The organism is Streptococcus mitis (assembly GCF_905187535.1).
In the GTDB taxonomy this organism is placed as follows: Bacteria; Bacillota; Bacilli; order Lactobacillales; family Streptococcaceae; genus Streptococcus; species Streptococcus mitis_BS.
Genome location: NZ_CAJJIE010000069.1, coordinates 60,577 through 85,225, shown reverse-complemented (window position 1 = coordinate 85,225; position 24,649 = coordinate 60,577). Strand labels below are relative to the sequence as shown.

Sequence of the window (24,649 nt, the reverse complement as noted above, 5' to 3'; positions counted from 1 at the left end):
CCTGATAGGATGCGTTTTTATCATTTCACTAAAATATTTTTACCTAGCCTCATTTTTCTTCTTGATTCCGTTTAAGGGAAAAATGGTCTGGGACGGGGTCCTTACCTGTTTTCGACCAGGGATGGCAACGTAAAATCCGAGCCAAGCCCATCAAGACACCCTTGAAGCCATGTTTTTCAATAGCCTGAATCATATAGTTTGAACAGGTAGGCTCAAAGCGACAAGAGGGTGGAAATGCTGGGGAGATAAAACGTTGGTAAAAGCGCACAGGCGCTATTAAAATTCTTTTCATTATTTCTTGGTTACAGCCATGGTGTGTAGTTGGCTGATTTCTTTTTTATTAAGACGACGGGATTCTCCTGGACGGAGTCCTGTCAAGTCTAGATGTCCAAAACGGGTCCGTGACAACTTGTCCACTTGGAGACCGACAGCTTCAAACATCTTTTTAACCTGATGGTTACGCCCTTCATGGATAGTCAACTGCACCACAGAGCGGTTTTTGACTGGATCCACTTTGAGAATCTCATAGACAGCCGGCTTGGTTTTCTTTCCATCAATCTCAAGTCCACGGGTCAAGGGGCGCAGATTATCCTTATTGGCCACACCTTTAACACGCGCGACATAAACCTTGTCAATCTCATTACGAGGGTGAATCATCTCATCCGTAAAATCCCCATCATTGGTCAAAATCAAGACTCCTGATGTATCCCAGTCCAAACGACCTACAGGGTAGATGCGCTCTTTCACATTTGGCAAGAGGTCGACAACCGTCTTGCGGCCCTTGTCATCTGTCACACTAGAAATGACACCGCGTGGTTTGTTAAGCAGATAGTAGACCTTTTCTTCGTTGTAGATAGGTTGACCTTCAACTTCGACCTTGTCGCCAGACTTGATGGTCGTTGCTAGTTCACGTACCACCTGGCCGTTGACCGTCACCAAACCTTGCTTGATCAGCTCTTCTGCTTTTCTCCTACTGGCCACACCTGCGTGGGCAATATACTTATTGATTCTCATCTTCTTCTATCCTTTCACCAAATAATTGGCTTTCTTGGGCTTGAATCTCAAGCTCATCAATCACTGGTAATTCTTCTAAATGGTTTATCCCCATGTAATCTAGGAAATAATCTGTAGTCACATAGAGGTTGGGGCGCCCCAACACTTCTTTTTTCCCGTCTTCCTTTATCAGGTCAAAAGCCTGCAACTTTGCCAAGGCCCCACTCGAGTTGACCCCACGGATGGCATCAATTTCTATTCGTGTGATAGGCTGTTTGTAGGCAATGATGGACAAGGTCTCAAGAGCTGCCCGAGACAAGCTCTGGTTGATAGGTGCCTTAGAGTATTCCTTCAAAATCTCTACAAATTGAGGCTTGGTCACCAATCTATAAGCTCCCCCTGTCTCAATCAGAGCCAAACTGGAATCTGGGTCCTTTTCATACTTCTGGGCTAATTTTTCTAAACTCTGTTGGATGCCTGTCGGTGGCAGAGAGAGGAGTTCAGCTAACTGGCGGACTCTAATCCCATCTTCACCCGCTACAAACAAGAGCGCTTCTATTTTTGCTAAAGTACTCATCTTTCCTCTCTATCAAGTCTAGCTTTGGGCCACTTGACTTTCTTCCTTCTTTTCCATGAGATAGATATCTCCGAAACTCTCCTCTTGCACAAGAATCAGCTCCTGGGTTTTGATTAACTCTAGGGTTGCCAAAAAGAGGGTGATAACCTCTTGGACATTCTGGGCTTCCTTGAACAAATCCTGCAAGCGCAATTGATCTCGTCCAGCCAAGGACTCTTTCACGATAACCATCATGTCCTCAATCTTATACTCATCCCGCAGGATAGTCGTATGATTCTGTTCAAACTCCTCTTTTTTCTTGGCTAGGATATTTGAAAAAGCCAAAAAGAGGTCAATGGTCGTCTTGTCATGCACAAGCTCCGCATCTTCGTAAATCAATTCTGTCGGCGCTTTGGAATAGTGCTGGGCCCGTTCTTGGTGCTTGGCTTCCAAGTGTTCACCCAAGAGCTTGAATTTGCGGTATTCTTCGATTTGGGAGAGAAGATCCTGCTCTAGGTCATCTTCCAAATTTGTCACTTCTGCTATCTTTGGCAAGAGCTTGCGACTCTTGATCAACATGAGCTGACTGGCCATGACCATATACTCTCCCGTCACTTCCAGACGCATGGCCTGCAGGGTTGAGACATAGGCTAGATATTGTTCGATGACTTCCGTAATGGGCACATCGTAGATATCCATCTGGTACTTAGAAACAAGGTGCAAGAGCAAGTCCAGGGGCCCTTCAAAATCTTTTAATTTAATATCCATTATCTATATTTTTCTAAGGTCAGGACTGTTTTTAATCCTAATTTTTTTGCAATTTCGTACAAATCGACCTTGTTTTCAATTTGTCGTAGAATGAACTGTTCCCGCAATGCTTGGGCTGATAAGGCTGGAAAACCTTTCTCCTTGACAAAAGCTTCTAACTGACGAAAGGCCCACTGACGGGAATAAGCTTTCCCTCCCCTTTCAAAGAGATAGGTCTGCCCCATCAAGGGTTCCAATTCTGAAAGCAAGGTCGTGGGAATGGTGACAATCCTCTGTTGGGAAGCCTTCTTGATTCGCAACACCTGAAAGTCCAGATTGATATCCGCAACCTTGAGAGCTAAAATCTCACTCGGCAAGAGGCCCATTTCTAGGATTAAGAGCGCTAGCAAGCGACCCTCTGGATAGTCGCTTTCCTGCCAAAAAGAGTCTAGGTCTAACAATTCTGGCTTTTCGGTCTTCTTTTCAGCTTGTTTAGCTAATTCCAAGCGGTAAAAGCTATCCACTTCTCCTTTTTGATAGAGAAAGTAGAGAAATTGGTTACAGGCCGAAATCTTTCGCTTCTGGGCGCTGATCTTTAGATTGGTTAGCTGGGCTTGGTAAATCTTGAGACTGGTCTCAGAAATCCGCTCGCCTACCAAATCTAAAAACTGTTCTAAATCATACTTATAGGACTGCTTGGAATTGACAGACAAGCCTTGCTTTTCTTCTAAAAAGGCTGAAATCCTATCTCTCATTTGCATCGAATCTCATATTCCTTACTAAAGTCATGCAAGAGGGCATTGACTGCCTTTAGGATGGACTTGCGCGTGATAATTCCTTGGAAAATACCAGACGCATCCACAACCGGCAAGAAGGACTCATCTACCAGCTTGTGCAAGACCTCCGTAATGGTAAAATCAGGCGAGACGACCGCTACGTCCGTTCTCGTCATATGAACGATATCCGTATCTGCCATGATTTCTTGACTCAAATCATGCTCCATCTGATAAGCCATAATATCTCTGAGCCCAATAGTTCCAACAAAGTGTTTTTCATCTGTCACAACAGGAACACGGGTATAGGTCATCTGACTAAGCAAGAGTGTCGCATGATCCGCATTGTGAGTATCAATCAACACAGCTAGATTTTTAGCAGGAGTCAAAAAAGTTTCTTCTTGCCCCAACAAGAAAGTCTCAAACTCCTTGGCAATCATCGGCTAAACTCCTTGGACAAGCCCGGATACACCTCATGGTCTCGTGTCAAAAAGTCCACTTTGAAATAACTGTCATCAATCTCCACACGAGCATAGAGACATTCTCTGATGGTCCCACGTGGTTGACTGATGGAACCTGGATTTAGAAAAAGAGTCTTGCCTTCCATCCAAGCACTTGGCACATGCAAGTGACCATAGAGGCAGATATCGGCCTCTTCCTCCTGAGCCCAGTAGTCCAACTTTTGAAAATTGAAATTAATGTCAAACAAGTGACCATGTGTTTGGATAATCTTGGTCGAACCAAGCTCAGTCACCAAACGTTCTGGGTAACCTGCATAGAAGTCCATATTCCCTTTAACAACACGGATGCCTTCCCAAAGGGGAGAATCAGGACGCAGTTCAGAATCGCCGTTATGAAAAACGGCATCAACTTTGCCTACATAGCGATCACGGATTTCTTCCACAATCAAGCTATCGCCATGAGAATCGCTCATTACAATGATGGTTTGCTTTGCCATGATGGAAATACCTCCAAAAGTTTCTTAACGGCTAAGGCACGGTGAGATTGACTATTTTTTTCTTCAAGGGTTAATTCAGCTGAGGACTTGCCTGTCTCTCCTACCAGGAAGAGAGGATCGTAACCAAATCCATTTTCACCCTTAGGTTCAAAGTTAATGTAGCCTGGCCAGTCTGCTTCAACAACCAAGCTTTCCTTGTTTGGACTGGCCACGACTAGGGTTGTATGGAATTGAGCCGAGCGGTCCTTGAGTTCAAAGACCATGGCCAATTCGTGCAAGAGTTTGGCATTGTTTTCACGGTCAGTAGCTCCCACACCTGCGAAACGAGCTGACCAGACACCTGGCAAGCCACCAAGGACATCGACTTTGAGACCTGAGTCATCTGCCAAAACCATCTTGCCCGTTAATTGAGAAATAGTTTCTGCCTTGAGGCGGGCGTTTTCTTCGAAGGTCATGCCTGTTTCTGCTACTTCAGGTAAGTCAGGATAGTCATTAAGATTTTCCACATCGTATCCTAACTTGTCAAAGATAGCTCGAAATTCCTTGGTCTTGCCCTCGTTACGAGTCGCAATCAACAAGGTTTCTCTAACCTTGTTTGTCTCAAAGAAGTCGTGAACATTGACCCCTTCTTTAGGCAATTCCACATACAAGAGTTGCCCATTTTCAACCAAGAGCAGGGCCCCTTGACGTTGAATGACTTCCAAGTTACGTCCCATTTCTTGGTTGAGGATATCTACCACAAAAGACAATAAACGGTAGCGAGAACCATAGCGTAAAACAGCAACTGAAATCGGGAAACCTCGTTCCTCGTCTCGAAAGATTTTGGCCAATCCAACCAGAGGGAAATCCAAGTCTTCATCAGTCAACGTCCGGACGCCACCAAAAATAGCATAGGACCCGACATACCAGTCCTGGTCATCCTTGTATTCATAAATTTTATTTGTCATAATTCTACATGCTCCACATGAATCTCTTTTTCAAGCCATTCTTCACCAATTTGTGCAAAACTTTGGCTGCTGGCTGTTGTGTAAAAACGGTGATGGAGTGGTCCGGCATCGCGACCACGATTGATTTCAAAATAATTAAGTAAGACTGAGATATCCCGTACGCACTCTGCCCCACTATCGATGAGCTGAACCTTGGGTCCCATGACATTTTGAATAATGGGTCTGAGGAGTGGATAATGGGTACAACCCAAAATCAGGCTATCCACCTTTCCAACCAAGGGACGTAGGGTTTCATAAACTACTTTCTTAGTGACACTGGTTGACAGAGCCCCAGACTCCACCAAGGGAGCAAACTTGGGACAGGCCAAACTCTCCACCTGTAAGTCCGGATCCAGATCATTGATTTTCTGTCGGTAGATGTCAGATTGTACCGTCATAGGCGTTCCAATGACTCCGATTTTCCCACCTTGGCTGGACTTGATGGCTGCTGAAGCTCCTGGCAAAATCACACCCAAGACAGGAATATCTAGTTGAGCCTTAATTTCTTCCCAGACGACCGCAGTCGCAGTATTACAAGCAATGACAATCATTTTGACATCCTTGGTCAAGAGAAAGTTGACCAACTGCCAAGTATATTCACGAATTTGCTCAGCAGGACGGGGACCATAGGGCGCCCGCGCCGAATCTCCAATATAGACGATTTCTTCATGGGGAAGCTGGCGCATGAGCTCGCGCACAACGGTCAAGCCCCCTACACCCGAATCCAAAAAACCAATTGGTCGATTATCCATACAGTCTTCTTTCTAGTCTTTTTTCTGATTGATAGTTCATTATGATTACCGTTCCTTATGAACTGAATAATGACAGCCTAATCAACAACTATCTCTCTTAATCATAATCAAATATCAATAGAATGCAAGGAAAAAGTCTCATTCCTAAACCATAACCAACATAGTGAGAAGTCTGGAACTTTCATCCCAGACTTTTCCTTATTTATTTTTTCTTTTTATTGTTAGCAAGAGCTGCCTTTTGTTGGCGGATGATTTGGTGGTAAACTTGTTGTACCTTAGCTTCGCTTGGTTTTTGACCATTTGCACTCAAAAGAGTACGAACTGCTTCAGCATTCAAACGTGGGTTGTCAGCGAATTCTTTTTCAATTTGCTTACGAACCAAGTACATTCCTCCAAGAGCTCCTCCTAGAAAAGCTAGCACAATCAATACAATTGCTAAAAGTAAATCCATCATTTTTCTCCTGTTTCTTTTTGAGTCTCTTTCATTATACCACAAACTAGCCACCCTGACTAGTTTGTTTTACGCTTTCAGGGATGGAATAAATAGCAAAAAGAACCCTGCTTTTCTGCAAAAGAGGGCTCCTTACTGAGTTTATACTCAATGAAAATCAAAGAGTAAACTAGGACGCTAGCCGCAGGTTGCTCAAAACACTGTTTTGAGGTTGCAGATAGAGCTGACACGGTTTGAAGAGATTTTCGAAGAGTATTAATTTCATATTTCTGCCTATCCATTTATACTAATAAAAGACTGAGACACCAGATCTCAGCCTTTTTCTTTATCCCAAAACCAATTCATCACTGACCAGACTTTGACCACTATTTTTCTGGAAGAGATGCATGAGATTTTCAACCGTCAGATGCTTTTTCTCCTCTCCCTTGACATCCACCACTATCTTACCCTGATAGAGCATAATGATACGATTGCCGTACTCAATCGCATGGTTCATATCGTGGGTAATCATCAAAGTCGTCAACTGATGGTGTTCCACAATCTTTTGCGTCAAGTCCATCACCATTTGACTCGTTTTCGGATCAAGCGCCGCAGTGTGTTCATCCAAAAGCAAAAGTTTAGGTTTCACCAGAGCTGCCATGACTAGGGTCAAGGCCTGTCTTTGTCCTCCTGAAAGGTATTGGGTATCCACTTTCAAGCGATTTTCAAGGCCAATATTCAACTCTTTCAAGGCCTCTTGGAACTGGATTCTCTCCTTCTCCTTCACGCCCCAACCAAGCCCTCTCTTCTGCCCACGTCTCAAGGCAATAGCCATATTCTCCTCAATCGTCAAACGAGAAGCTGTTCCCATCTTAGGATCTTGAAAAACACGGGCAATATCCTTGGCTCTCTTTCTTACACTAAGATTTTTAATGGATTTGCCTGCCAATAAAAGGTCCCCTTCATCCACCGATAGATTGCCAGCCAAGATATTCATCAAAGTGGATTTCCCTGCTCCATTTCCACCAATCACAGAGATAAAATCTCCCTCTTCAACCTCTAAGTCTAATCCTTTGAGGACATGGTTCTCATTGACCGTCCCTGCTTCAAAGGTTTTGTGAATATTTTCAAGTGTTAACAAACTTGCCATAACTTTCTCCTCCTATTCATTTCTCAGTTTCAAACCACGAATCTTTAATCTCTTTTGCAGTTCTGGTGCAAATAACACTAAGGCTAGCAAGATTGCATTAAAGAGACGTACCAGGTTTTGATCTAGATTTGGAATTTCATAGATATTTAAAATAATCAAACGGTAAACAATGGCACCGATTCCGATAGATAACAAGCGACCTCCAATGGTCAAGTCGTGTATCAAAACTTCTGCAATAATAACTGCACTCAAACCAACAACGATGGTTCCTGTCCCAGAGGTTACGTCTGAAAATCCATCATTTTGAGCGAACAAGGAACCACACAGGGCAATCAAACCATTTGAAATCATGTACCCAACAATCTTCATGGTGTCTACATTGACCCCATTAGCCTCACTCATCGGAATATTGTCCCCAGTCGAACGCAAGACCAATCCAATCTCCGTTTTCATCAAAAGAGTCAAGACCAAACAAACAAGTAGGAGACAGGCCAAACTGAATGAGAAAACAGCTTCTTCATTTGTCAGCCCCAAGCTCGCCAATTGTTTAAAGACAGTTGAAGAATCTCCCAAGGAAAGGTTGGGCACACTGCCCATGATTTTAATATTGATTGAATAAAGCCCTGTCAAGGTCACAATCCCTGTCAAGAGAGCTGGGATTTTCATCTTGGTGTGGAGCATTCCTGATACAAGACCAGCTACCATACCTGCCAGCAAAGCAAGTAAGGTCGCAATCCAAGGATTTGTCCCTGCCTGTATCTGCGATACAACGACAGCTGCCCCCAAAGGAAAGGCTCCTTCAGCAGTCATATCCGCAATATCCAAAATACGGAAAGTCAAGTAAACTCCAATGGCCATAATCGACCACAACAAACCTTCTGATAAACTAGATAATACAAAACTCATCTTAAACCTCCCTATTCCTTGCTTTCCAACTTACTAATATCAATTCCTAGTGCATCTGCCATTTCTTGATTGGTATGCAATTCCAGTTTTTCAGGCAACTCAACTGCTATATTTTCTGGTTTCTCACCTTTTAAGACACGAATCAACATGCGGGCTGTCTGCCGTCCCAATTCTTCATAATTGGTACCGTAGTTATACAAACCACCAACCGCAATCATTTCCGTTGAGCCACCGAATACTGGAACCTTGTGTTTAATAGAAACCTGCTTAACTGTTTCCATGGTTGACGAAATGATATTGTCCGTTGGTACAAAAACCATATCCACTTCTGCCATCAAACTCTCTGCTGCCGCTTTGACATTGTTACTGTCCAAGATTGTTTTTTCAACAACGGTAAAGCCTTTTTCTTCCAGAAGTCGCTTAGCTTCATCCTTTTGGACAACTGAGTTTGGCTCGCTCTGAGTATAGAGGATTCCAATTGTTTTAGCTTTTGGCAACACTTTCTTTATCAAATTGATTTGGGTTGAGATAGCATCTGATGACTGATCACTTGTTCCAGTTACATTGCCCCCAGGATGCTCTCTTGACTCTACCAACTTGGCACTGACAGGGTCTGTTACAGCTGAAAAGATAACCGGTGTCGTTTGTGTTGTATTAGCCAAGCTCTGAGCAGAAGGCGTTGCGATAGCTAGAACGACATCACTAGATTCTGCTAGTTGCTGGGAAATCGTTTTTAGGTTTCGTTGTTCTCCCTGTGCATTTTGCAAATCAATCTCGATATTTTTCCCTTCAGCATAGCCTTGCTTGGCAAGCTCATCCACAAACCCTTCTCTAGTAGCGTCTAAGGACTGGTGGGTAATAAATTGCGAAATACCGATACGAAACACATCTTTTTTCTTATCTGCCTTCAACTGATGCAAACTAATCAGAGAGGTCAAGAGAATCCCCACTACCAAGAGAGGGGCTAGTAATTTTCGAACAACTTTCATAATGAAACTCCTTCTCAGAAAAGATAAAACAAAAAACCGCCTAGATAATATCTAAACGGATGCTTGAAATAAGCTAACAAGTTACAACTTAGCTAGTCCATTTAGATATTCATCTATATGGACCACAATCAAAAATCTTAGCCACATAGATACAAACAAATTGCTTGAACTGTTTGCATCCATGGTGACATGTCTACAAACACTATCTAAAGTAGCTAAAGTAAAAGTTTTGATTCATCGTTACAGCTTGTCTCTTATTCATTTCTTTTTCTGCTTTCTTTTTTGATGTTTCCTATCTTACCACCTTTTTCATCAGCTGTCAAGAATATTTCAGAATTTTTTAAAATTTTTCGAAAATTCTTTCAGGATACTTTCAAAGATTTTTTCAAATCAGTCCAACAAAAAAAGGTTTATAATTCCCATAAAAATTGATATGGAAATTATAAAACCATTATTAGTTTAACCCTTGTTGGTAACGCGCTAATTCGGCTTGGTTAGCCCAAACATAGTGACCTGGACGGATTTCTACCATAGATGGCTTATCAGTCTCATAGTCGTGTTGACTTGGGTCGTAAACCTTCAAGACCTTCTTACGTTCCAAGATTGGATCTGGGATTGGTACCGCTGAAAGCAAGGCTTGAGTATATGGATGAATTGGATTGTTAAACAATTCTTCTGTTTCTGCAACCTCTACAATAACACCCTTGTAAATAACTGCGATACGATCTGAAATAAAGCGAACGACAGACAAGTCATGGGCGATGAAGAGATAGGTCAAACCAAGTTCTTTTTGGAATTTTTTGAGCAAGTTCAAGACTTGAGCACGCACAGAAACGTCCAAGGCTGAAATGGGCTCATCCGCAATAACAAAGTCTGGTTGCATGACCAAGGCACGGGCAATACCGATACGTTGACGTTGACCACCTGAGAATTCATGAGGGTAACGAGTCAAGTGCTCAGCAAGAAGCCCCACTTCACGGATAATATTTTTAACTTTCTCTTTACGTTCTTCTTCATCCTTGAACAGATGATGATTGTAAAGACCTTCAGAAATAATATAATCAACAGTCGCACGTTCATTCAAACTTGCGGCAGGATCTTGAAAAATCATCTGGATACGACGAATCAATTCTGCAGCTTGTTCACGCGATTTCTTACCATTAATCTTTTGACCATCAAAAATGATATCCCCATTACTTGTATCATTAAGACCGATGATGGCACGACCAATAGTTGTTTTCCCACTACCTGACTCACCTACAAGCGAGAAAGTTTCTCCCTTGTTGATAAAGAAGTTAGCATTTTTAACTGCGACAAACTTCTTACTTCCTTCACCGAAGGAAATTTCTAAATCTTTGATTTCTACTAATTTTTCAGACATTTCCTTCCTCCTAGTCAGCCAGATGGGCAAATCCCATTTTTTCACGAATCTTATCATGGAGATTTGCAATCACAGCTGGTTTTTCTACTTTTGGAGCATCCTCATGAAGTAGCCAAGTTTTAGCCCAATGTGTCTCTGATACTGAGAATTGAGGAGCTTTTTGTTCGAAGTCAATTTGCATTGCATAGTCAGAACGCAAGGCAAAGGCATCCCCTTTCAGGTCAGTATAAAGTGACGGAGGTGTTCCTGGGATTGAGTAAAGATCCCCTTTATCATCAGCAAGCTGAGGCAAGCTAGACAAGAGACTCCATGTATATGGATGGCGAGGGTCATAGAAGACTTCCTCAACAGTTCCATACTCAACGATTTCTCCTGCATACATAACCGCTACCTTATCTGCAATACTTGCCACCACACCAAGGTCGTGGGTGATAAAGATTGTTGTGAAATGGTACTCGTTTTGTAAAGATTTCAACAAATCAATAATCTGAGCTTGGATGGTCACATCCAAGGCAGTCGTTGGCTCATCACAAATCAAGACATCAGGTCGGCAGGCAAGAGCAATCGCAATAACGATACGTTGACGCATTCCTCCAGAATATTGGAATGGGTATTCATCAAAACGTCTATCTGCATCTGGAATCCCAACCTTATTCATGTAGTCAATGGCCAATTCTTTCGCTTCTTTAGCTGTTTTTCCTTGGTGTTTTACAATAACTTCTGTAATCTGACTACCAATTGTTTTAATTGGGTCCAAACTAGTCATTGGATCTTGGAAGATAGTCGCAATCTTAGCGCCACGAATTTGTTCCCAATCCTTGTGAGAAGATAAAGCTGTCAAATCTTGACCACGGTAGTCAATGCTACCTTGGGCAATGCGACCATTTTCTTCAAGCATACCTGTGAAAGTCTTTGTCAAAACAGATTTTCCTGATCCTGACTCACCTACCAAGGCTAATACTTCTCCTTCAACTAGTTCAAGGGAAACGCCGCGAATGGCTGTCAATACTTTGTCACGAACGTCAAATTCCACGACAATATCGCGAGCAGTCAAAATTACATTTTTTTCTTTTGTCATTTCTACTCCTATCTATGTGTACGTGGATCACTAGCATCCGCTAAGTTTTGACCAACTACGAAAAGGGATAAGGATACCAAGACAAGAGTTGTCAATGGAATCCAGAAGAGGTATGCATTTGTCGTTACGTTCTGAGAGTAATCTGAAATCAAACGACCTAAACTTGGAACTGTAATCGGCAATCCAAGTCCAAAGAATGAAAGGAAAGCTTCGTATGAGATAAAGGCTGGAAGCATTTGAGATGTCGTCGTAACGATAACAGATACCAATTGTGGCATAATGTTTTTTACAACAATCTTAAAGGTTGGTGTTCCAAGTGTACGTGAAGCAAGGTTATACTCCAAGTCACGATAACGCATGATCTGAATACGAATTGAGTAAGCAATACCAATCCAAGTAGTCACACTCATAGCAAAAATCAGATTCCAGAATCCAGCTCCGATTGAGTAAGTCAAGACAATGACAATCAAAAGAGATGGGATGTTTGAGATGACATTATAAACTTCCATCATCACACGGTCAACTGATTTTGAAATTCCCCAAATACCACCGACAAAAACACCGATAACCAAGTTAATCACTGTCGCAATCACAGAAATGAGGATAGAGTTACGAGCTCCGAACCAGACACCGTCAAAGAGAGATTTACCGTTACTGTCTGTACCGAACCAATGCTCAGCATTTGGCTTGATATAACGAGCACTAAAGTCGTTTACTTTGCTGACATCATTGAAATCAAACTTAGAAAACATTGGGTAGATGAAACTCATCAAAATGATAGCTACCAAGATTCCCAACATGACTACAGTTGATTTCTTCTTCATAAATTGTCTAAACACTGAGCCCCAGTATGAATAGGCTGGCGCATCAATGGCTTCAGAGGCAAAATCGTCACGTTTTACGAACTGAAATTTTTCTTTATCGATTGTAGACATTATTTGCCTCCTTTCTCAGTCAATTTAATACGTGGGTCAATAATAGTCATCCAAATATCTCCCAAAAGAAGTGAGAAGATAGAAATACATGTAAAGATGAAGACAAGACCTACGACCATAGAGTTATTAGATGCTTTTACAGAGTCAATCAACATTTTACCCATACCTGGGAAAGCGAAGACTGTTTCAGTAAGGGTTGCACCACCGATAACCCCGATAACAGCACCAGGAATTCCTGAAACCAGCGGAACCATGGCATTTTTAAAGATGTGTTTGTTTGAAATTTCTTTTTCAGACAAACCTTTTGCACGAGCAAAACGAACAAAGTCCTGTGATTGCAAGTCAATCATGTAACGACGAATCCAAATAGCTGTACCAGGAGCACCCAATAAACCAAGGATAACTGCTGGTAAAACATACGAACGCCAATCTCCAGCACCCAAGATAGGGAATGAATCTGGAAGACCAATTGATGATCCAATCAAACGAACAATGTAAACCAAGGCAATGGTTGGAAGGGCCATCAAGAAGGTCAAAAACCCTGTTGAGAAGCTATCAATCCAAGTATTCTTGAAGCGAGCCATAGCTGAACCAAGTGGCACGGCAATCGCATAAGAAATCACCAAACCAATCAATCCAACGACTGCAGAGCTAGCAATCATAGAAGGATATTGGTAGTTGCTTTCAGTTGCAGTATATGGGTCATCTTTCCCATAGTTAGCTACTTCACGAGAATCAGCCTGACTAGGCGATTTGTAGGTTCTTGAGTAGATATTAACTGAAGATGTTTTCTTACCAGTTGGGAATTGCACTTCTGATGTCTTAGTTTGACCTTGTCCTTGTGTGATAACTTGAAGCACAGGAGTATTAGCATAAGTTGGATATGAATCACCCAAATTCAAGTTCACAAAGTTTTGGTGAACAAATGGGAACTGACTATTGAAGTACAAGAGGTACTTGTGTTTAGTCCCTGAACCTACCAGAGACCAGCCGATAGCGGGATCATTTTCAAAACGCAAATAACGCTCCAAATTTGGATTTTCTGGGTCCTGAATCTTGTTTGTGTGGTCGATATCAAGCAAGTTTGCATAGAATTTAAACACACGTTCAAAAATTGGAATTTCACGTGTAGCGTAGAATTGGCCACTTTCAGTAAATTCTCCCAGGGTCCAACCATGACCGATTTGTTTGATGTATTTTTCATAGATAGCCTTGTTGGTATCATTGGCTTCAACTGTTACAGAAGCATCCATCTGGCTAGCTTTTTCTTGCAACTCTTTGGTATCGTAGTACTCGATATAGCCCATACGCTCATAAACGGTATTCTCATAGTTATCACGTTTATCAGCAGTTGTCGCAATCTTGTTATAGTTGGTATCCTGTTTGAAAATCAATTTTCGAGGAACCATTGTATAGATAATCGTGTAAGTCAAGGTTGTTACTAAGAAGATAGAAACCAATGACCGCAAAACACGCATAAAAATATATTTTTTCATATCATTTCCTTTAAAAATCCCAAAAGAACCTTCTCCTCATGGAGAGAAAGTTCTATTGAAAATTATTTACTTCACATGACTTGCCAATTCTTTTTGAGCTTTCTCGTTTGACTCAGTCTTTTCTTTCAACCATTTTTCACGAGCTTTTTCATACTCTTCTTTGGTGATTGCTTTTTCACCAACTTCAGTGTACTTCAAGTATCCTGAATTTTCACCTTTAAGGCCGGCTACTGAATATGAAGAGCTAAATGGTAGAACTTTTGAAACATATGAAACGGCTGTTTCTTTTGGAGAAGCCATTACTGGAATTGTCAAAGCATTGTCAGTCAACCAAGCTTGTGCCACCGCGTATTTTTCATAACGTTTTTGAACATCTTGGTTTTCGCTGTTTGCGTCATCAAGTAATTTTCCATAGTCAGCTAAACCAAGTTTGCTTACTACTGATGCATCTGTGTTTTGGTCAATACCAAGGTAAAGACGAGTGCTTCCTCCCTTAAGGACGAATTGATCCAAGAAAGTAGAAGGATCTTGATAGTCAGGGTTCCATCCTAGCAAGGTATGGATATCCCAGTCTTGCTCTTTAGCTGTTGGAGCGCTAAATGAAATTGGTAAAGCTTCTGCTTGAGTCATTTGTTGTAAGTCTACAACAACATTATCTGAACCCAATACTTTTTCAATTGATTGTTTCAATGATTGAACACGGTTTACAACCGCTGTTGATTCTTGGATAACCAAGGCATCCAAGTGGATTGGGAATTCAACACCTTCAACTTGTAGGCTTGATTTTGCTTTAGCAAAGACTTCTTTCGCTTTTTCTTCATTGTAAAGTCCATTTTGAGAATCTGCTAGAGACACGTTTGACCAAGTAGAAGAATTTGTCTTAGCCAAGCTATCTTGTACCAATTCACCAAATGTTTTCTTACCAACTTGAAGATTATAAGGTGCAAACGTATTACGGATGGCTACTGCAGCTCCATCAGTACCATTTGTTTGAGCTGAGTAAGAATTGCGATCGACAGCAAAGTTCAAGGCTTGACGGAATTCCTTGTTTAGCAATGCTTTCTGAGTAGATGTCTTTTGAGCATCACTTGTTTTGGCAGTGTGGTTATAGGTTGTACGGCCATAATTCAAGCTGACAGTTGCAACACCCGCTCCTGGTTCATTAAAGTAAATGTTATCTTTAAAGTCAGCTGCATATTTTTCATATGTAGAACTTGTAGGGAAGATACGAGCCTTGCTATATTGACCATCAGCAAAACCTTTAGCAATCACATCTTGGTCCTTACCATCCCAGAAAGTGAACTTAACGTTCTCAATTTTTACATTTTCTTTGTCCCAGTAAGCATCATTTTTAGCCATCTCGATAGATGATTTTGGAGTTACAGATTTTAAGACAAATGGACCGTTATAAAGAATAGAGTTAGCATCGGTTGGGGCACCAAAACCTTCACCTTTTGAAGTTAAGAATTCTTCATTAACCGGCATCAAAACACCACTAGTGGTCTTATCATTCCAGAAAGTTTCTGGCTGGTTCAAGGTATATTCTAGTGTTTGATCATCAAGTGCTTTTACTCCAACGGTTGAAAAATCGCTTGTTTCACCCTTGATATAGGGTTCTAATCCCTTAATAGAAGAGCTAACGATTGAAAGTCCTTTTGATTTTCCATCTACGGCATGTTTCAAACCAGTAACGAAGTCTTTAGCAGTTACAGGAGCGTATTCTTCTCCCTCTGCTGTAACCCATTTAGCATCCTTACGGATTTTATAGGTATAAGTCAAACCATCTTTTGAAACTGTCCATGATTCAGCAATAGAAGGAACCAAGTTACCATATTTATCATTAGCCAACAAACCATCTACAGCATTTGTTGTGACGAATGATGTTGAATCGATATTGCTGACGATATAATCCAAGGTTTCTGGATCTGTTTGATAAACATATTGGTAATCTTTTGCTAGTTTAGCATTATTCGAACTAGTGTTTGAACACGCAGCTAGAACTCCTGACGCTAATAAGGTAGCTCCCGCTACAGCAAGCACTTGACTTTTTTTCATTTATTTACTCCTCTTATAAATAAAGTATAGGTTATCATCAATTATATCATAGATTTCAAGAAAAGTAAACGAATTTTCAGAATATTTAGGCTTATTGACGCAAAAAATCTGAAAAAGCTATTGACTGAAAATCATTTTCAAGGTATAATAATAAACGTTAAGGCGGTATAGCCAAGTGGTAAGGCACGGCTCTGCAAAAGCTTGATCGTCGGTTCAAATCCGTCTACCGCCTTCTATAACTTGTTTTATCAGGTTTCATTTAAACAAAAAGCCCCCGTTGTAGGGCTTTTTTGATTTTCTTCGGATAAATAAGCATAACTTTAAAAAACCTTTGGGGCGGATTTGGGGCAGACTTCTTTTTAGGAGACAATTTTTTAAAATCAACTAAAAAAGCTTCGTCACACCTGGTGACAAAAGCCTCTAGTTTACTCTGTTTCTTCTTCTATTTCAACTTCGGTAATTTGGACTTTTACCTTGGTAACACGTCCATTTTTCACTTTATCATTGGTTAGGATAAGCTGTTTGTTTTGGCTGACTAATTCATAACTGAGTTTCTCAGTCGTTGGAATAGTCCCCACTCCTGTCAAATAGTAACCAGCGATGGTATCAACGTCATCACTTTCCAGTTCAACATCAAAGTAGTCATTAAAATCATTGAGATTCATGGTACCTTGAACAATATAAGTATCTTCTCCAATTTTATGAACTTCGATTTCAGCCTTATCTGTTTCGTCATCGATTTCCCCAACGATTTCCTCTAAGAGGTCTTCCAGGGTCACCAAACCAGCCATCCCACCGTATTCATCCAGCAAGATTGCCATTTGTCTTTGGGTATTGCGCAGTTCTTTTAACAAGTCATCCACAAAAATAGTTTCAGGAACAAAAAGTGGATCTTGTAAGATTTTCTTCCAAACAATATTGTCAAAACCATCCACAAAGCCCGCATTAAGGAGACTCTTGGTGTGAATGATTCCAATCACGTTATCCTTGTCTCCATCATAGACAGGGATACGGGAAAAGTTTTGTTTTAAAATGCTCTGGATAATGGTTTGACTATCATCCTGAATATCCACCATAAAGGCATCCGTCCGAGGAACCATGACTTCTCTGGCCATTAATTCGTCCAGTGAAAAAATACCCTGCAACATCTCAATTTCGTCAGCATCTAGTGTTTCTTCACTATTTGTCAACATGTACTCAATTTCATCACGGGTCATTTTTTCGTCAGCATCGTCAAAGGTCATAGGAGTCAAGCGACTCAAGAGATTGGTAGATGCAGATAAGAGCCAAACAAAGGGACTAACTAGTTTCCCCAGCCCAATGATAACCGGCGCTGTACGAATAGCCAAGGCATCTTTTAGATTAAGAGCGATTCTCTTAGGGTATAATTCCCCAAAAACGATGGAAATATAAGTCAAAAATGCTAAAGATAGAAAACTTGCTACGGCATAAGCTGTTTCGCCATTTCCAAGCCAAGATGCAATTTCTCGTCCCAGAGTTTCTGCCAAACTCGCCCCTGATAAGATTGTAATCAGGGTAATCCCTACTTGAATGGTTGATAAAAAGTGGTTAGGATTTTCTAGTACCTTCAGCAGACGGATATAGCGTCTATCTCCTTCTTCTGCCTTTTGTTCAACCCGCGCACGATTTAGTGACACCATGGCCATTTCTGTGGCTGAGAAAAAGGCATTTAACACCGTCAAGATAAACAATAAAACAAATTGTAGCAACAAATTCTGACTACTTGGGTCTTCCATAGTTCTTCTCCTAAAATAGTATCTTATCCTTTATTATATCACAAAATCTAGTCCAGTACATATTATTTTTTTCAGTGTCTATTGTAGCCCTGCTGAAACTAGTAAAAAAAGAACTCCTACATCCACAAGGGACATAGGAGCTTATTTTATCTTTTACTGAGTAACAGTCACTTCTCCAGTTCGGTAATCCAGTTGAAGTCCTTTTTGAACATTGGGAACTAGAACATTAAATTCCAATTCCCCGTCTGAAGACTTGGCTTCAATCTGTGAAGCTGAAGGAACTAAGTCCTCATTTGAAGCGTAGTAAAGGGTTACACGATAACGGACACGCTTGTTTTGGTCCAAGGCTTTACGCACCAAGCTTTCATAATAGTTTTGACCAGTCGAATCCTCGGCCTGTGCCTGATTTGCCCAGGCTGTCTGAACAGCAATGTTTTTAGGATTGCTTGTTGAGGCATCAAAACCATCCAAGCCACCGATTAAGGCATAACCTAACAAGTGACCTCTATCGACGGCATGGGTATAAGAGCCCTTTAGATTCTTAACCTGATGCCAGCCTGGAGGAGTCCAAGAAGTCGAACCATTGCCAGTTTCTTCACGATTTTTGTACTGGCGAGTAGCCTTAGACAAGAGGGCATTAGCTACCGTTGGCACAGTTTCCTTGCCCACTGTCTTTGTTTTATTATCAGCGTAGGGCTTACTTGAAACCTTGGCATCTAGATTTGTTTTATTACCATTGACGATAAAAGCACCTGAGCCATTCCACTCAATACTCCCTTTTATTTGGCTTTTGACTGCGTCTGTTAAGACACTTTCTGCCAATTCTTGACTAGGAGCTTCAGAAGCTTGTTTTTTCTGACTAACCTTTGTTTTAGGACTATTAGGTGTCGACTGCATCTGCTTGATATAATAGCTTCCCGCAGATAAGAGTAATAACACTAGTAGTCCAATCAATTTCTGTCTTGTTTTTTTATCCATTTTTCTCCTTATCTCTAGAAAAAGACTGGTTCTCCAGCCTAATTTCCTGTAAATTTATGAATTAATTCCTGCCATTTTGCCGGAGACAGGATGGCCCATGGATCTTGACCCTTGCCCAAGATTCCATAGCCGACCATTAAACCGATTCCTAGGGCTAGAGCACCTAAAAACAGTACCAAAATGACTAAAAGTAAACGCTTGATTACATAGCTTGATTTCTTACTCATCTTCATCGCTTGCCTCAATTCGCTGAATCTTAGCACCTAGCTGCGCCAACTTCTCATGGAATCGGTAATAACCTCTATCCAAGTGAACCAATTTACCGACCACTGTTTCTCCCTGCGCTACCAAACCTGTCAAAATCAAGGCTGCACTAGCGCGAAGATCAGTAGAAAGAACTTCTGCTCCCTGCAAAGGTTGTCCACCAACAATACGAGCCGTATCACGGATAATCTCAGAGTGCAAGCCCATGCGACGCATTTCTTCTAGATGTTGGAAACGATTTTCGAAAACTGTCTCCACCATGGTTGATTCACCTTTTGCGACGGTCATCAAGGCTGTAAATTGAGCCTGCATATCTGTTGGAAATCCTGGGTGGGGCAAGGTTTTTACATGAACAGCTTTTAGATTTTCTAGTTGAGAGCGAACTCGAATCCCTTCAGTCTCCTCTGTCACTTCCACTCCCATTTCAAGCAATTTGGCAATCAAGGGACGATTGTGCTCCCAAACAGCGTCTTTAATCAAGACATCACCACCAGTCATAGCAGCAGCCACCATAAAGGTTCCAGCTTCGATACGGTCTTGGACTACATTGTGAGTCGTACCATGAAGTTTCTCAACACCGGTAATGGTAATAGTCTCTGTACCAGCACCTTTGACCTTGGCTCCCATTTCATTGAGGAGAATGGCTAGGTCAACAATCTCAGGCTCACGCGCAGCATTTTCAATCACTGTCACCCCATCAGCTAGAGTCGCTGCCATCATCAAGTTCTGAGTAGCACCAACACTTGGGAAGTCCATGTAGATATGAGCTCCATGTAAGCGATCAGCCTTGGCTTCGATATAACCAGCTGTCTGACTAATCTTAGCCCCCATAGCTTCTAGACCTTTCAAATGCAGATCAATAGGGCGGCTACCAATCGTACAACCACCTGGCATGGATACCTTGGCATGACCTACACGGGCAAGAATTGGTCCCAAGACAACGATAGATGCACGCATCTTGCTGACATACTTGTAAGGAGCTTCCTCAGTGATATCGCCAGTCGCGTCCACCTCAACAAGATGATCTTCTTCATTAAAATCCACCTTGGCATTCAAACCACGAACCACCTGATTCATAGTGAACACATCTGACAAGATAGGAACATTCTGCAAGACGGTCTTTCCTTCACTTGCTAGAATAGTCGCTGCCAACAAGGGCAAGACTGCATTCTTTGCTCCTTCGATCGTAACACTTCCTACCAGACGATTATCGCCACCTTGAACCACAATTTTTTCCATACTTATTTCCTTTACTCTTGATTTTATAATAATCCTCTAAGCACTTCTTGCCACAACTGATACAGGCTGATAAAGAATGAACTCATGATGTAGCCCATTACAATACTGAAAAGAGCTATCAATAAACGGACTTTTCTTGTATTCTCAGCTGTCACTTTTAAAACCTTTTCCCATCTAACAAGATCCTTTAAAAGGTAAAAACTCACATAAATAAAGAGCATGTGACTGCTTAGAGTGAATAATAATTGAACCATTTGACTATTATACCATCTTCTCTGTTTGTGCGCTAGTTTGGAAACTTCACTTAAAAACTAGGGATTGTTTTTCAAGTAATCAATTGCATCTTGTAGGGTTTTAACTGGCACTATTTTCATATCTGTCTTGATTGTTTTAGCTGCTTCCAGGGCTGTTTGGTAGTTATTTTTCGCATCAGGATGTGCTTTTTGTTCTTCTTCGCTAACAGGGTTATCAGGGGCAAAGAAAATAGCAGCACCTTCTCTAGCCGAAGCTACAACTTTCTTATCGATACCTCCAATGTCTCCCACATTCCCATCGCGGTCAATGGTTCCTGTACCGGCAACAATGCGGCCATTACGAAGGCCAGGGTCAGCTATTTGGGTATAGATGGCCAGACTAAACATGAGGCCAGCACTTGGACCGCCAATACCAGCTGTTGAAAAGCGAATTGGAACATCACTGGTCACTTCTGTACGGTCAATCAAACCGATTCCAATTCCATTTTTGCCATTTTCCAAGGTGATAATCTTACCTTCTGCAGACTTGGTTTGCCCATCCTCTTCATAGGTGACCTTGACGGAGTCCCCTAGTTTTTGAGAATTGACATAATCAATCAAATCTTTGGAACTATCAAAGGTCTGATCATTGACTGCTGTGACCGTATCAGAGATGTTAAGAATCCCTTTAAAGGTCGAATTATCCGTCACAGTCAAGACATAAACCCCAAGGTATTTGAGTTCGATATCTTTACCAGCTGTTTTTAGCCCTTGATATTTGGCCATATTTTGCGATGTTTGCATGTAGAATTGATTAATCCGCATAAATTCAACATCGGAAGAACCACCTGTAGTCTCTTGGGCACTACGAATATCTGTAAAAGGCGTCAACCAAGCATAAATCATATGGGCTAAAGTAGCGCGCTGGACACCAACCGTAACGAATTGATAGGCACCAGCTTCCTTATCTTCTGTGTCATTGACTTTAAGGACTTGGCGAATATCTTCCGAACCACCTGGAACCTCTATATAATAGGGCAAGGGCACTACAAATGCCAAGAAAGTCACAATTAAGGCCGCAATGACATATAAGGGCCATCTAATCTTTTTTTTCATTTCTTATTTCCTCCAAAATACTATCAGGAACATAGCAAGCAATATCCTGACTAAATTTCAAAAGCTCTCTAACGCCTGATGAACTGAGATAGAGATGTTCAGGTCGACTATGTAAATATATGGTCTCTATATCAGGAGACAGCTGATGGTTGTAGTAATCAAAACTGGCTTCATATTGCAAATCCGACGCATTTCTCAAGCCTCGCACTAGGAAAGTAGCCCCCAGTCTTTTTGCAACATCAACCACCAATTCATCATGAGAAGACACAACTTTAACATTTCCCAAATGTTTCACAGCCTTTTCTAACCCCCGTTTACGATTTTCAAGAGGGAGAAATCCTTGTTTGTGGGGATTAAAAAAAATACCGACATAGAGCTTATCAAAGAGTCTGCTCGCCCGTTCAATCATATCCAGATGCCCATTTGTCATCGGATCAAATGAGCCTGTGAATAAGCCAATCTTATCTGACATAAACTGTCACCTTACTAATTCCATAAATTTTTTCCTTCCAGATACCCAGGCAGGCAATTTCTTCTGGAAGTTCGACGGCCTTATCCGTCTCACACACGACCATGACATCTTCAGAAAAAAGCTCTTTCTCATCCATTTTTTCAATATCTGCTACGATTTGTTCCTTGGCATAAGGAGGGTCTAAGAAAATGAGGTCAAATTCCCCAGATACCTGTTCCAATGCCCTTTCTGCATCCATCTTGAGGAGCTCAAATTTTCCAACTTCCTTGGTCATCTGAATATTTTCAGCCACGATGGTCTGAGCTTTACGGTCTCGCTCCACTAAAACAGCACTGGACATACCACGCGATACTGCCTCGATAGATAAACCACCACTACCTGCATAAAGGTCCAAGACTCGTCCCCCTTCAAAGTAGGGACCAATCATGTTAAAAATGGCTCCCCTAACCTTATCCGAAGTAGGTCTTGTCGTCTTTCCTTCTAGTGTCTTTAGGGGACGTCCCCCATAGATTCCTGATACGATTTTCATACCGTTTATTATACCAAATTATGGGCGAAAAGAGAAAGAAAACCGAACCTTACGGTTCGATTCTCTACAAAATATTTTCGTAAGTATCGCGGACTTCTTGAGGCCAAACACTTGTTTGCACTTCTCCGATATGTTTCTTGCGAAGTAGGAACATGGCCATCCGAGATTGTCCAATTCCCCCACCGATTGTCAATGGGAATAGGCCGTTCAACAAAGCCTTGTGCCATTCCAATTCTAAACGGTCTTCATCACCTGTGATGGCAACCTGACGGCGAAGCGTTTCTTCATCTACACGGATTCCCATAGAAGACAACTCAAAGGCTCCGCCCAGAGACTCATTCCAGACAAGAATATCACCATTTAGACCCTTGTAGCCATTTTCAGACTCACTTGTCCAGTCATCGTAGTCTGGTGCACGTCCATCGTGCGGTTTACCGTCTGGTAATTCACCACCGATACCGATCAAGAATACTGCTCCAAATTCTTTACAAATAGCATTTTCACGCTCTTTTGGTGTCAAATCTGGGTAGCGTTCTACCAACTCTTCTGTGTGGATAAAAGTGATTTGTTTTGGCAAGATTGATTCGATGTCATAGTGGGCTTCAACAGCTAGCTCAGTAAGACGAATAGCCTTGTAAATCTTCTCAACTGTTTCTTTTAGATAAGCGATATTACGTTTACCATTTGGGATAACTTTCTCCCAGTCCCACTGGTCAACATAAACAGAGTGGGTCGCATCCAGCGAATCTTCGTCTGGACGAAGGGCCTTCATGTGGACAAAAAGGCCTTCTCCCTCACCGAAACCAAAACGGGCCAAAGTATGGCGTTTCCATTTGGCAAGTGAGTGCACCACTTCATAAGTAGCATCAGGTATTTGGAGAACCTTGACCGATACGGCATTCTCCACACCTGATAAATTATCCTGCATCCCGTCGCCGACCCTGCTCAAGATAGGACCTTGAACTTCGACAACTTCTAACTTATCTTTCAAATACTGGGTAAAAGTGTTTTTGACAAAGGAAATCTCTTCTTGTTGATGAATAAAACTTTTCTTCATAAACTACTCCTCAAAAAATTAATTAAAAGCATTATACACCTATTTCCAAGAAAAGAAAAGACCAAATATAAAAAAATCAGTGCTCCTTCGAACACTGATGTCATGAACCTTTTAGTCATTTCGACCGAAGATACGTAAAATACTTAGGAAGAGATTGATAAAATCAAGATAGATACTGAGAGCCATTGACACAACCCAACCTGTCGCTACACGGCCTTGTGATTGCTCATAGGCATAGCGAATTCTTTGGTTGTCCCAAGCAATCAGCCCAGAGAAGACCAAGACCATGGCTACACTAATCATATAATCAAAGAAACCACTAGCCAAGAAAATATTGACTACCATAGCAATCAGCAAACCGATAAGAGCCGCCATCATCGCCCGACCAAGGCCACTCAAGTCTTTCTTAGTGAACATACCAACTGCCGCCATGACAAAGAAGAGAAGGGCGCTGGATACAAAGGCAGATAAAACTGTACCCGGAGTATAGAAGGCCACCACAAAACTAAGAGTAAAGCCGTTTAAAACAGAGTAAAGTAAAAATACTGGAAGAGCCGCTGGGCTATTTTTGGCAGCCATACTACTTGCAACAAAGACTAGAGCAAGTTCTGCAAAAGTTGCAATCATCAACCAGAGACGGCCATGCATTAAAAAGTAGACCAATTGAGCCTGAAAGACTGTCAACATCAAAGCTGACACGAGAGCCGATAGACCAATCCCAAGTCCCACAAAGGCATATACCTTAGCATAAAATTGATTGAGACCTGAACGTTCTTGAATAATCGTTTGATTCATTCTGATTCTCCTTTTTCTATAAAT

At 41.6% G+C, this 24,649-nt stretch carries 28 protein-coding genes and 1 tRNA gene; 1 reads left to right on the top strand and 28 read right to left on the bottom strand.

Features of this window, described 5'->3' with window-relative positions; all coding sequences use genetic code 11:
* Positions 1–49: 49 nt before the first annotated feature.
* The 18 genes from yidD to JQ841_RS09345 form a co-directional block, all read right to left on the bottom strand.
* Positions 50–292, bottom strand: a complete 243-nt coding sequence (gene yidD / locus JQ841_RS09430) for a membrane protein insertion efficiency factor YidD (RefSeq protein WP_000821624.1) — start codon at positions 290–292, stop codon at positions 50–52.
* Positions 292–1,014, bottom strand: a complete 723-nt coding sequence (locus JQ841_RS09425; protein WP_001222228.1) for a pseudouridine synthase — start codon at positions 1,012–1,014, stop codon at positions 292–294. The genes yidD and JQ841_RS09425 overlap by 1 nt, the downstream gene beginning before the upstream one ends.
* A complete protein-coding gene (gene scpB / locus JQ841_RS09420) occupies positions 1,001–1,570 on the bottom strand; it encodes an SMC-Scp complex subunit ScpB (RefSeq protein ID WP_024057383.1) in 570 nt (189 codons plus the stop codon). The genes JQ841_RS09425 and scpB overlap by 14 nt, the downstream gene beginning before the upstream one ends.
* Positions 1,571–1,588: 18 nt before the next feature.
* Complete coding sequence (locus JQ841_RS09415; RefSeq protein WP_024057382.1) at positions 1,589–2,317, bottom strand: segregation/condensation protein A; 729 nt, start codon at positions 2,315–2,317, stop codon at positions 1,589–1,591.
* Positions 2,317–3,051 carry a site-specific tyrosine recombinase XerD gene (xerD, locus tag JQ841_RS09410; RefSeq protein WP_282184717.1) on the bottom strand — a complete coding sequence of 245 codons (735 nt, stop codon included), beginning with the start codon at positions 3,049–3,051 and terminating at the stop codon, positions 2,317–2,319. The genes JQ841_RS09415 and xerD overlap by 1 nt, the downstream gene beginning before the upstream one ends.
* The gene (cbpB, locus tag JQ841_RS09405; RefSeq protein WP_000560720.1) at positions 3,048–3,509 is read right to left on the bottom strand and encodes a cyclic-di-AMP-binding protein CbpB; all 462 of its coding nucleotides are present in this window, start codon (positions 3,507–3,509) and stop codon (positions 3,048–3,050) included. Before cbpB ends, xerD begins: the two co-directional genes overlap by 4 nt.
* Positions 3,506–4,027 carry a metallophosphoesterase gene (locus JQ841_RS09400; RefSeq protein ID WP_001118952.1) on the bottom strand — a complete coding sequence of 174 codons (522 nt, stop codon included), beginning with the start codon at positions 4,025–4,027 and terminating at the stop codon, positions 3,506–3,508. The genes cbpB and JQ841_RS09400 overlap by 4 nt, the downstream gene beginning before the upstream one ends.
* Entirely contained in the window at positions 4,003–4,974 is a 972-nt protein-coding gene (locus JQ841_RS09395; RefSeq protein ID WP_000182403.1) for a nucleoside-triphosphate diphosphatase, read from the bottom strand. Before JQ841_RS09395 ends, JQ841_RS09400 begins: the two co-directional genes overlap by 25 nt.
* Positions 4,971–5,765: a glutamate racemase gene (gene racE, locus JQ841_RS09390; protein WP_033684754.1), complete on the bottom strand. Its 795-nt coding sequence runs from the start codon at positions 5,763–5,765 to the stop codon at positions 4,971–4,973. The genes JQ841_RS09395 and racE overlap by 4 nt, the downstream gene beginning before the upstream one ends.
* 202 nt (positions 5,766–5,967) lie before the next feature.
* Complete coding sequence (locus tag JQ841_RS09385; protein ID WP_000364990.1) at positions 5,968–6,216, bottom strand: YneF family protein; 249 nt, start codon at positions 6,214–6,216, stop codon at positions 5,968–5,970.
* Positions 6,217–6,541: 325 nt separating this feature from the next.
* Complete coding sequence (locus JQ841_RS09380; RefSeq protein ID WP_024057379.1) at positions 6,542–7,345, bottom strand: ABC transporter ATP-binding protein; 804 nt, start codon at positions 7,343–7,345, stop codon at positions 6,542–6,544.
* Positions 7,346–7,357: 12 nt separating this feature from the next.
* The gene (locus tag JQ841_RS09375) at positions 7,358–8,251 is read right to left on the bottom strand and encodes an ABC transporter permease (RefSeq protein ID WP_000011439.1); all 894 of its coding nucleotides are present in this window, start codon (positions 8,249–8,251) and stop codon (positions 7,358–7,360) included.
* An 11-nt stretch (positions 8,252–8,262) separates the two neighbouring features.
* Positions 8,263–9,240 (bottom strand): ABC transporter substrate-binding protein, encoded by a 978-nt coding sequence (locus JQ841_RS09370; RefSeq protein ID WP_024057377.1) that lies wholly within the window; start codon positions 9,238–9,240, stop codon positions 8,263–8,265.
* 454 nt (positions 9,241–9,694) lie between these two features.
* Positions 9,695–10,621 carry an ATP-binding cassette domain-containing protein gene (locus tag JQ841_RS09365; protein WP_001291284.1) on the bottom strand — a complete coding sequence of 309 codons (927 nt, stop codon included), beginning with the start codon at positions 10,619–10,621 and terminating at the stop codon, positions 9,695–9,697.
* A 10-nt stretch (positions 10,622–10,631) separates the two neighbouring features.
* Positions 10,632–11,699 (bottom strand): ABC transporter ATP-binding protein, encoded by a 1,068-nt coding sequence (locus JQ841_RS09360; protein WP_000159550.1) that lies wholly within the window; start codon positions 11,697–11,699, stop codon positions 10,632–10,634.
* 8 nt (positions 11,700–11,707) lie between these two features.
* The gene (oppC, locus tag JQ841_RS09355; RefSeq protein ID WP_004255894.1) at positions 11,708–12,634 is read right to left on the bottom strand and encodes an oligopeptide ABC transporter permease OppC; all 927 of its coding nucleotides are present in this window, start codon (positions 12,632–12,634) and stop codon (positions 11,708–11,710) included.
* Positions 12,634–14,130 carry an ABC transporter permease gene (locus JQ841_RS09350; protein ID WP_020902008.1) on the bottom strand — a complete coding sequence of 499 codons (1,497 nt, stop codon included), beginning with the start codon at positions 14,128–14,130 and terminating at the stop codon, positions 12,634–12,636. Before JQ841_RS09350 ends, oppC begins: the two co-directional genes overlap by 1 nt.
* A 66-nt stretch (positions 14,131–14,196) precedes the next feature.
* Entirely contained in the window at positions 14,197–16,185 is a 1,989-nt protein-coding gene (locus JQ841_RS09345; RefSeq protein WP_203180747.1) for a peptide ABC transporter substrate-binding protein, read from the bottom strand.
* A 161-nt stretch (positions 16,186–16,346) separates the two neighbouring features.
* Here JQ841_RS09345 and JQ841_RS09340 point away from each other — a divergent pair.
* A tRNA-Cys gene (locus JQ841_RS09340) sits at positions 16,347–16,417 on the top strand.
* A gap of 193 nt (positions 16,418–16,610) precedes the next feature.
* On the opposite strand, the gene JQ841_RS09335 is transcribed toward JQ841_RS09340, so the two are convergent.
* The 10 genes from JQ841_RS09335 to JQ841_RS09290 form a co-directional block, all read right to left on the bottom strand.
* Complete coding sequence (locus tag JQ841_RS09335) at positions 16,611–17,942, bottom strand: hemolysin family protein (protein ID WP_203180746.1); 1,332 nt, start codon at positions 17,940–17,942, stop codon at positions 16,611–16,613.
* Between the two features lie 153 nt (positions 17,943–18,095).
* Entirely contained in the window at positions 18,096–18,920 is an 825-nt protein-coding gene (gene endA / locus JQ841_RS09330; protein ID WP_203180745.1) for a DNA-entry nuclease EndA, read from the bottom strand.
* A 38-nt stretch (positions 18,921–18,958) separates the two neighbouring features.
* Positions 18,959–19,147 (bottom strand): DNA-directed RNA polymerase subunit beta, encoded by a 189-nt coding sequence (locus tag JQ841_RS09325; RefSeq protein WP_025171934.1) that lies wholly within the window; start codon positions 19,145–19,147, stop codon positions 18,959–18,961.
* Positions 19,140–20,423 (bottom strand): UDP-N-acetylglucosamine 1-carboxyvinyltransferase, encoded by a 1,284-nt coding sequence (murA, locus tag JQ841_RS09320; protein WP_203180744.1) that lies wholly within the window; start codon positions 20,421–20,423, stop codon positions 19,140–19,142. Before murA ends, JQ841_RS09325 begins: the two co-directional genes overlap by 8 nt.
* Positions 20,424–20,446: 23 nt before the next feature.
* Positions 20,447–20,677 carry a DUF1146 family protein gene (locus JQ841_RS09315; protein ID WP_000250389.1) on the bottom strand — a complete coding sequence of 77 codons (231 nt, stop codon included), beginning with the start codon at positions 20,675–20,677 and terminating at the stop codon, positions 20,447–20,449.
* A 57-nt stretch (positions 20,678–20,734) separates the two neighbouring features.
* Complete coding sequence (locus tag JQ841_RS09310; RefSeq protein ID WP_203180743.1) at positions 20,735–21,772, bottom strand: SepM family pheromone-processing serine protease; 1,038 nt, start codon at positions 21,770–21,772, stop codon at positions 20,735–20,737.
* Positions 21,756–22,244, bottom strand: coding sequence for a pantetheine-phosphate adenylyltransferase (gene coaD / locus JQ841_RS09305; RefSeq protein WP_203180742.1), 489 nt, complete (start codon positions 22,242–22,244; stop codon positions 21,756–21,758). The genes JQ841_RS09310 and coaD overlap by 17 nt, the downstream gene beginning before the upstream one ends.
* The gene (gene rsmD, locus JQ841_RS09300) at positions 22,234–22,773 is read right to left on the bottom strand and encodes a 16S rRNA (guanine(966)-N(2))-methyltransferase RsmD (protein WP_203180741.1); all 540 of its coding nucleotides are present in this window, start codon (positions 22,771–22,773) and stop codon (positions 22,234–22,236) included. The genes coaD and rsmD overlap by 11 nt, the downstream gene beginning before the upstream one ends.
* A 64-nt stretch (positions 22,774–22,837) precedes the next feature.
* Positions 22,838–23,830 carry an aspartate--ammonia ligase gene (asnA, locus tag JQ841_RS09295; protein ID WP_203180740.1) on the bottom strand — a complete coding sequence of 331 codons (993 nt, stop codon included), beginning with the start codon at positions 23,828–23,830 and terminating at the stop codon, positions 22,838–22,840.
* Between the two features lie 111 nt (positions 23,831–23,941).
* Positions 23,942–24,625 (bottom strand): Bax inhibitor-1/YccA family protein, encoded by a 684-nt coding sequence (locus JQ841_RS09290; protein ID WP_203180739.1) that lies wholly within the window; start codon positions 24,623–24,625, stop codon positions 23,942–23,944.
* Positions 24,626–24,649: the final 24 nt, after the last annotated feature.

What these genes read in the sequence shown, in the direction of transcription:
- yidD (WP_000821624.1), bottom strand. Translation starts at nt 292, where the DNA reads ATGAAAAGAATTTTAATAGCGCCTGTGCGCTTTTACCAACGTTTTATC.
- JQ841_RS09425 (WP_001222228.1), bottom strand. Translation starts at nt 1,014, where the DNA reads ATGAGAATCAATAAGTATATTGCCCACGCAGGTGTGGCCAGTAGGAGA.
- scpB (WP_024057383.1), bottom strand. Translation starts at nt 1,570, where the DNA reads ATGAGTACTTTAGCAAAAATAGAAGCGCTCTTGTTTGTAGCGGGTGAA.
- JQ841_RS09415 (WP_024057382.1), bottom strand. Translation starts at nt 2,317, where the DNA reads ATGGATATTAAATTAAAAGATTTTGAAGGGCCCCTGGACTTGCTCTTG.
- xerD (WP_282184717.1), bottom strand. Translation starts at nt 3,051, where the DNA reads ATGAGAGATAGGATTTCAGCCTTTTTAGAAGAAAAGCAAGGCTTGTCT.
- cbpB (WP_000560720.1), bottom strand. Translation starts at nt 3,509, where the DNA reads ATGATTGCCAAGGAGTTTGAGACTTTCTTGTTGGGGCAAGAAGAAACT.
- JQ841_RS09400 (WP_001118952.1), bottom strand. Translation starts at nt 4,027, where the DNA reads ATGGCAAAGCAAACCATCATTGTAATGAGCGATTCTCATGGCGATAGC.
- JQ841_RS09395 (WP_000182403.1), bottom strand. Translation starts at nt 4,974, where the DNA reads ATGACAAATAAAATTTATGAATACAAGGATGACCAGGACTGGTATGTC.
- racE (WP_033684754.1), bottom strand. Translation starts at nt 5,765, where the DNA reads ATGGATAATCGACCAATTGGTTTTTTGGATTCGGGTGTAGGGGGCTTG.
- JQ841_RS09385 (WP_000364990.1), bottom strand. Translation starts at nt 6,216, where the DNA reads ATGGATTTACTTTTAGCAATTGTATTGATTGTGCTAGCTTTTCTAGGA.
- JQ841_RS09380 (WP_024057379.1), bottom strand. Translation starts at nt 7,345, where the DNA reads ATGGCAAGTTTGTTAACACTTGAAAATATTCACAAAACCTTTGAAGCA.
- JQ841_RS09375 (WP_000011439.1), bottom strand. Translation starts at nt 8,251, where the DNA reads ATGAGTTTTGTATTATCTAGTTTATCAGAAGGTTTGTTGTGGTCGATT.
- JQ841_RS09370 (WP_024057377.1), bottom strand. Translation starts at nt 9,240, where the DNA reads ATGAAAGTTGTTCGAAAATTACTAGCCCCTCTCTTGGTAGTGGGGATT.
- JQ841_RS09365 (WP_001291284.1), bottom strand. Translation starts at nt 10,621, where the DNA reads ATGTCTGAAAAATTAGTAGAAATCAAAGATTTAGAAATTTCCTTCGGT.
- JQ841_RS09360 (WP_000159550.1), bottom strand. Translation starts at nt 11,699, where the DNA reads ATGACAAAAGAAAAAAATGTAATTTTGACTGCTCGCGATATTGTCGTG.
- oppC (WP_004255894.1), bottom strand. Translation starts at nt 12,634, where the DNA reads ATGTCTACAATCGATAAAGAAAAATTTCAGTTCGTAAAACGTGACGAT.
- JQ841_RS09350 (WP_020902008.1), bottom strand. Translation starts at nt 14,130, where the DNA reads ATGAAAAAATATATTTTTATGCGTGTTTTGCGGTCATTGGTTTCTATC.
- JQ841_RS09345 (WP_203180747.1), bottom strand. Translation starts at nt 16,185, where the DNA reads ATGAAAAAAAGTCAAGTGCTTGCTGTAGCGGGAGCTACCTTATTAGCG.
- JQ841_RS09335 (WP_203180746.1), bottom strand. Translation starts at nt 17,942, where the DNA reads ATGGAAGACCCAAGTAGTCAGAATTTGTTGCTACAATTTGTTTTATTG.
- endA (WP_203180745.1), bottom strand. Translation starts at nt 18,920, where the DNA reads ATGGATAAAAAAACAAGACAGAAATTGATTGGACTACTAGTGTTATTA.
- JQ841_RS09325 (WP_025171934.1), bottom strand. Translation starts at nt 19,147, where the DNA reads ATGAGTAAGAAATCAAGCTATGTAATCAAGCGTTTACTTTTAGTCATT.
- murA (WP_203180744.1), bottom strand. Translation starts at nt 20,423, where the DNA reads ATGGAAAAAATTGTGGTTCAAGGTGGCGATAATCGTCTGGTAGGAAGT.
- JQ841_RS09315 (WP_000250389.1), bottom strand. Translation starts at nt 20,677, where the DNA reads ATGGTTCAATTATTATTCACTCTAAGCAGTCACATGCTCTTTATTTAT.
- JQ841_RS09310 (WP_203180743.1), bottom strand. Translation starts at nt 21,772, where the DNA reads ATGAAAAAAAAGATTAGATGGCCCTTATATGTCATTGCGGCCTTAATT.
- coaD (WP_203180742.1), bottom strand. Translation starts at nt 22,244, where the DNA reads ATGTCAGATAAGATTGGCTTATTCACAGGCTCATTTGATCCGATGACA.
- rsmD (WP_203180741.1), bottom strand. Translation starts at nt 22,773, where the DNA reads ATGAAAATCGTATCAGGAATCTATGGGGGACGTCCCCTAAAGACACTA.
- asnA (WP_203180740.1), bottom strand. Translation starts at nt 23,830, where the DNA reads ATGAAGAAAAGTTTTATTCATCAACAAGAAGAGATTTCCTTTGTCAAA.
- JQ841_RS09290 (WP_203180739.1), bottom strand. Translation starts at nt 24,625, where the DNA reads ATGAATCAAACGATTATTCAAGAACGTTCAGGTCTCAATCAATTTTAT.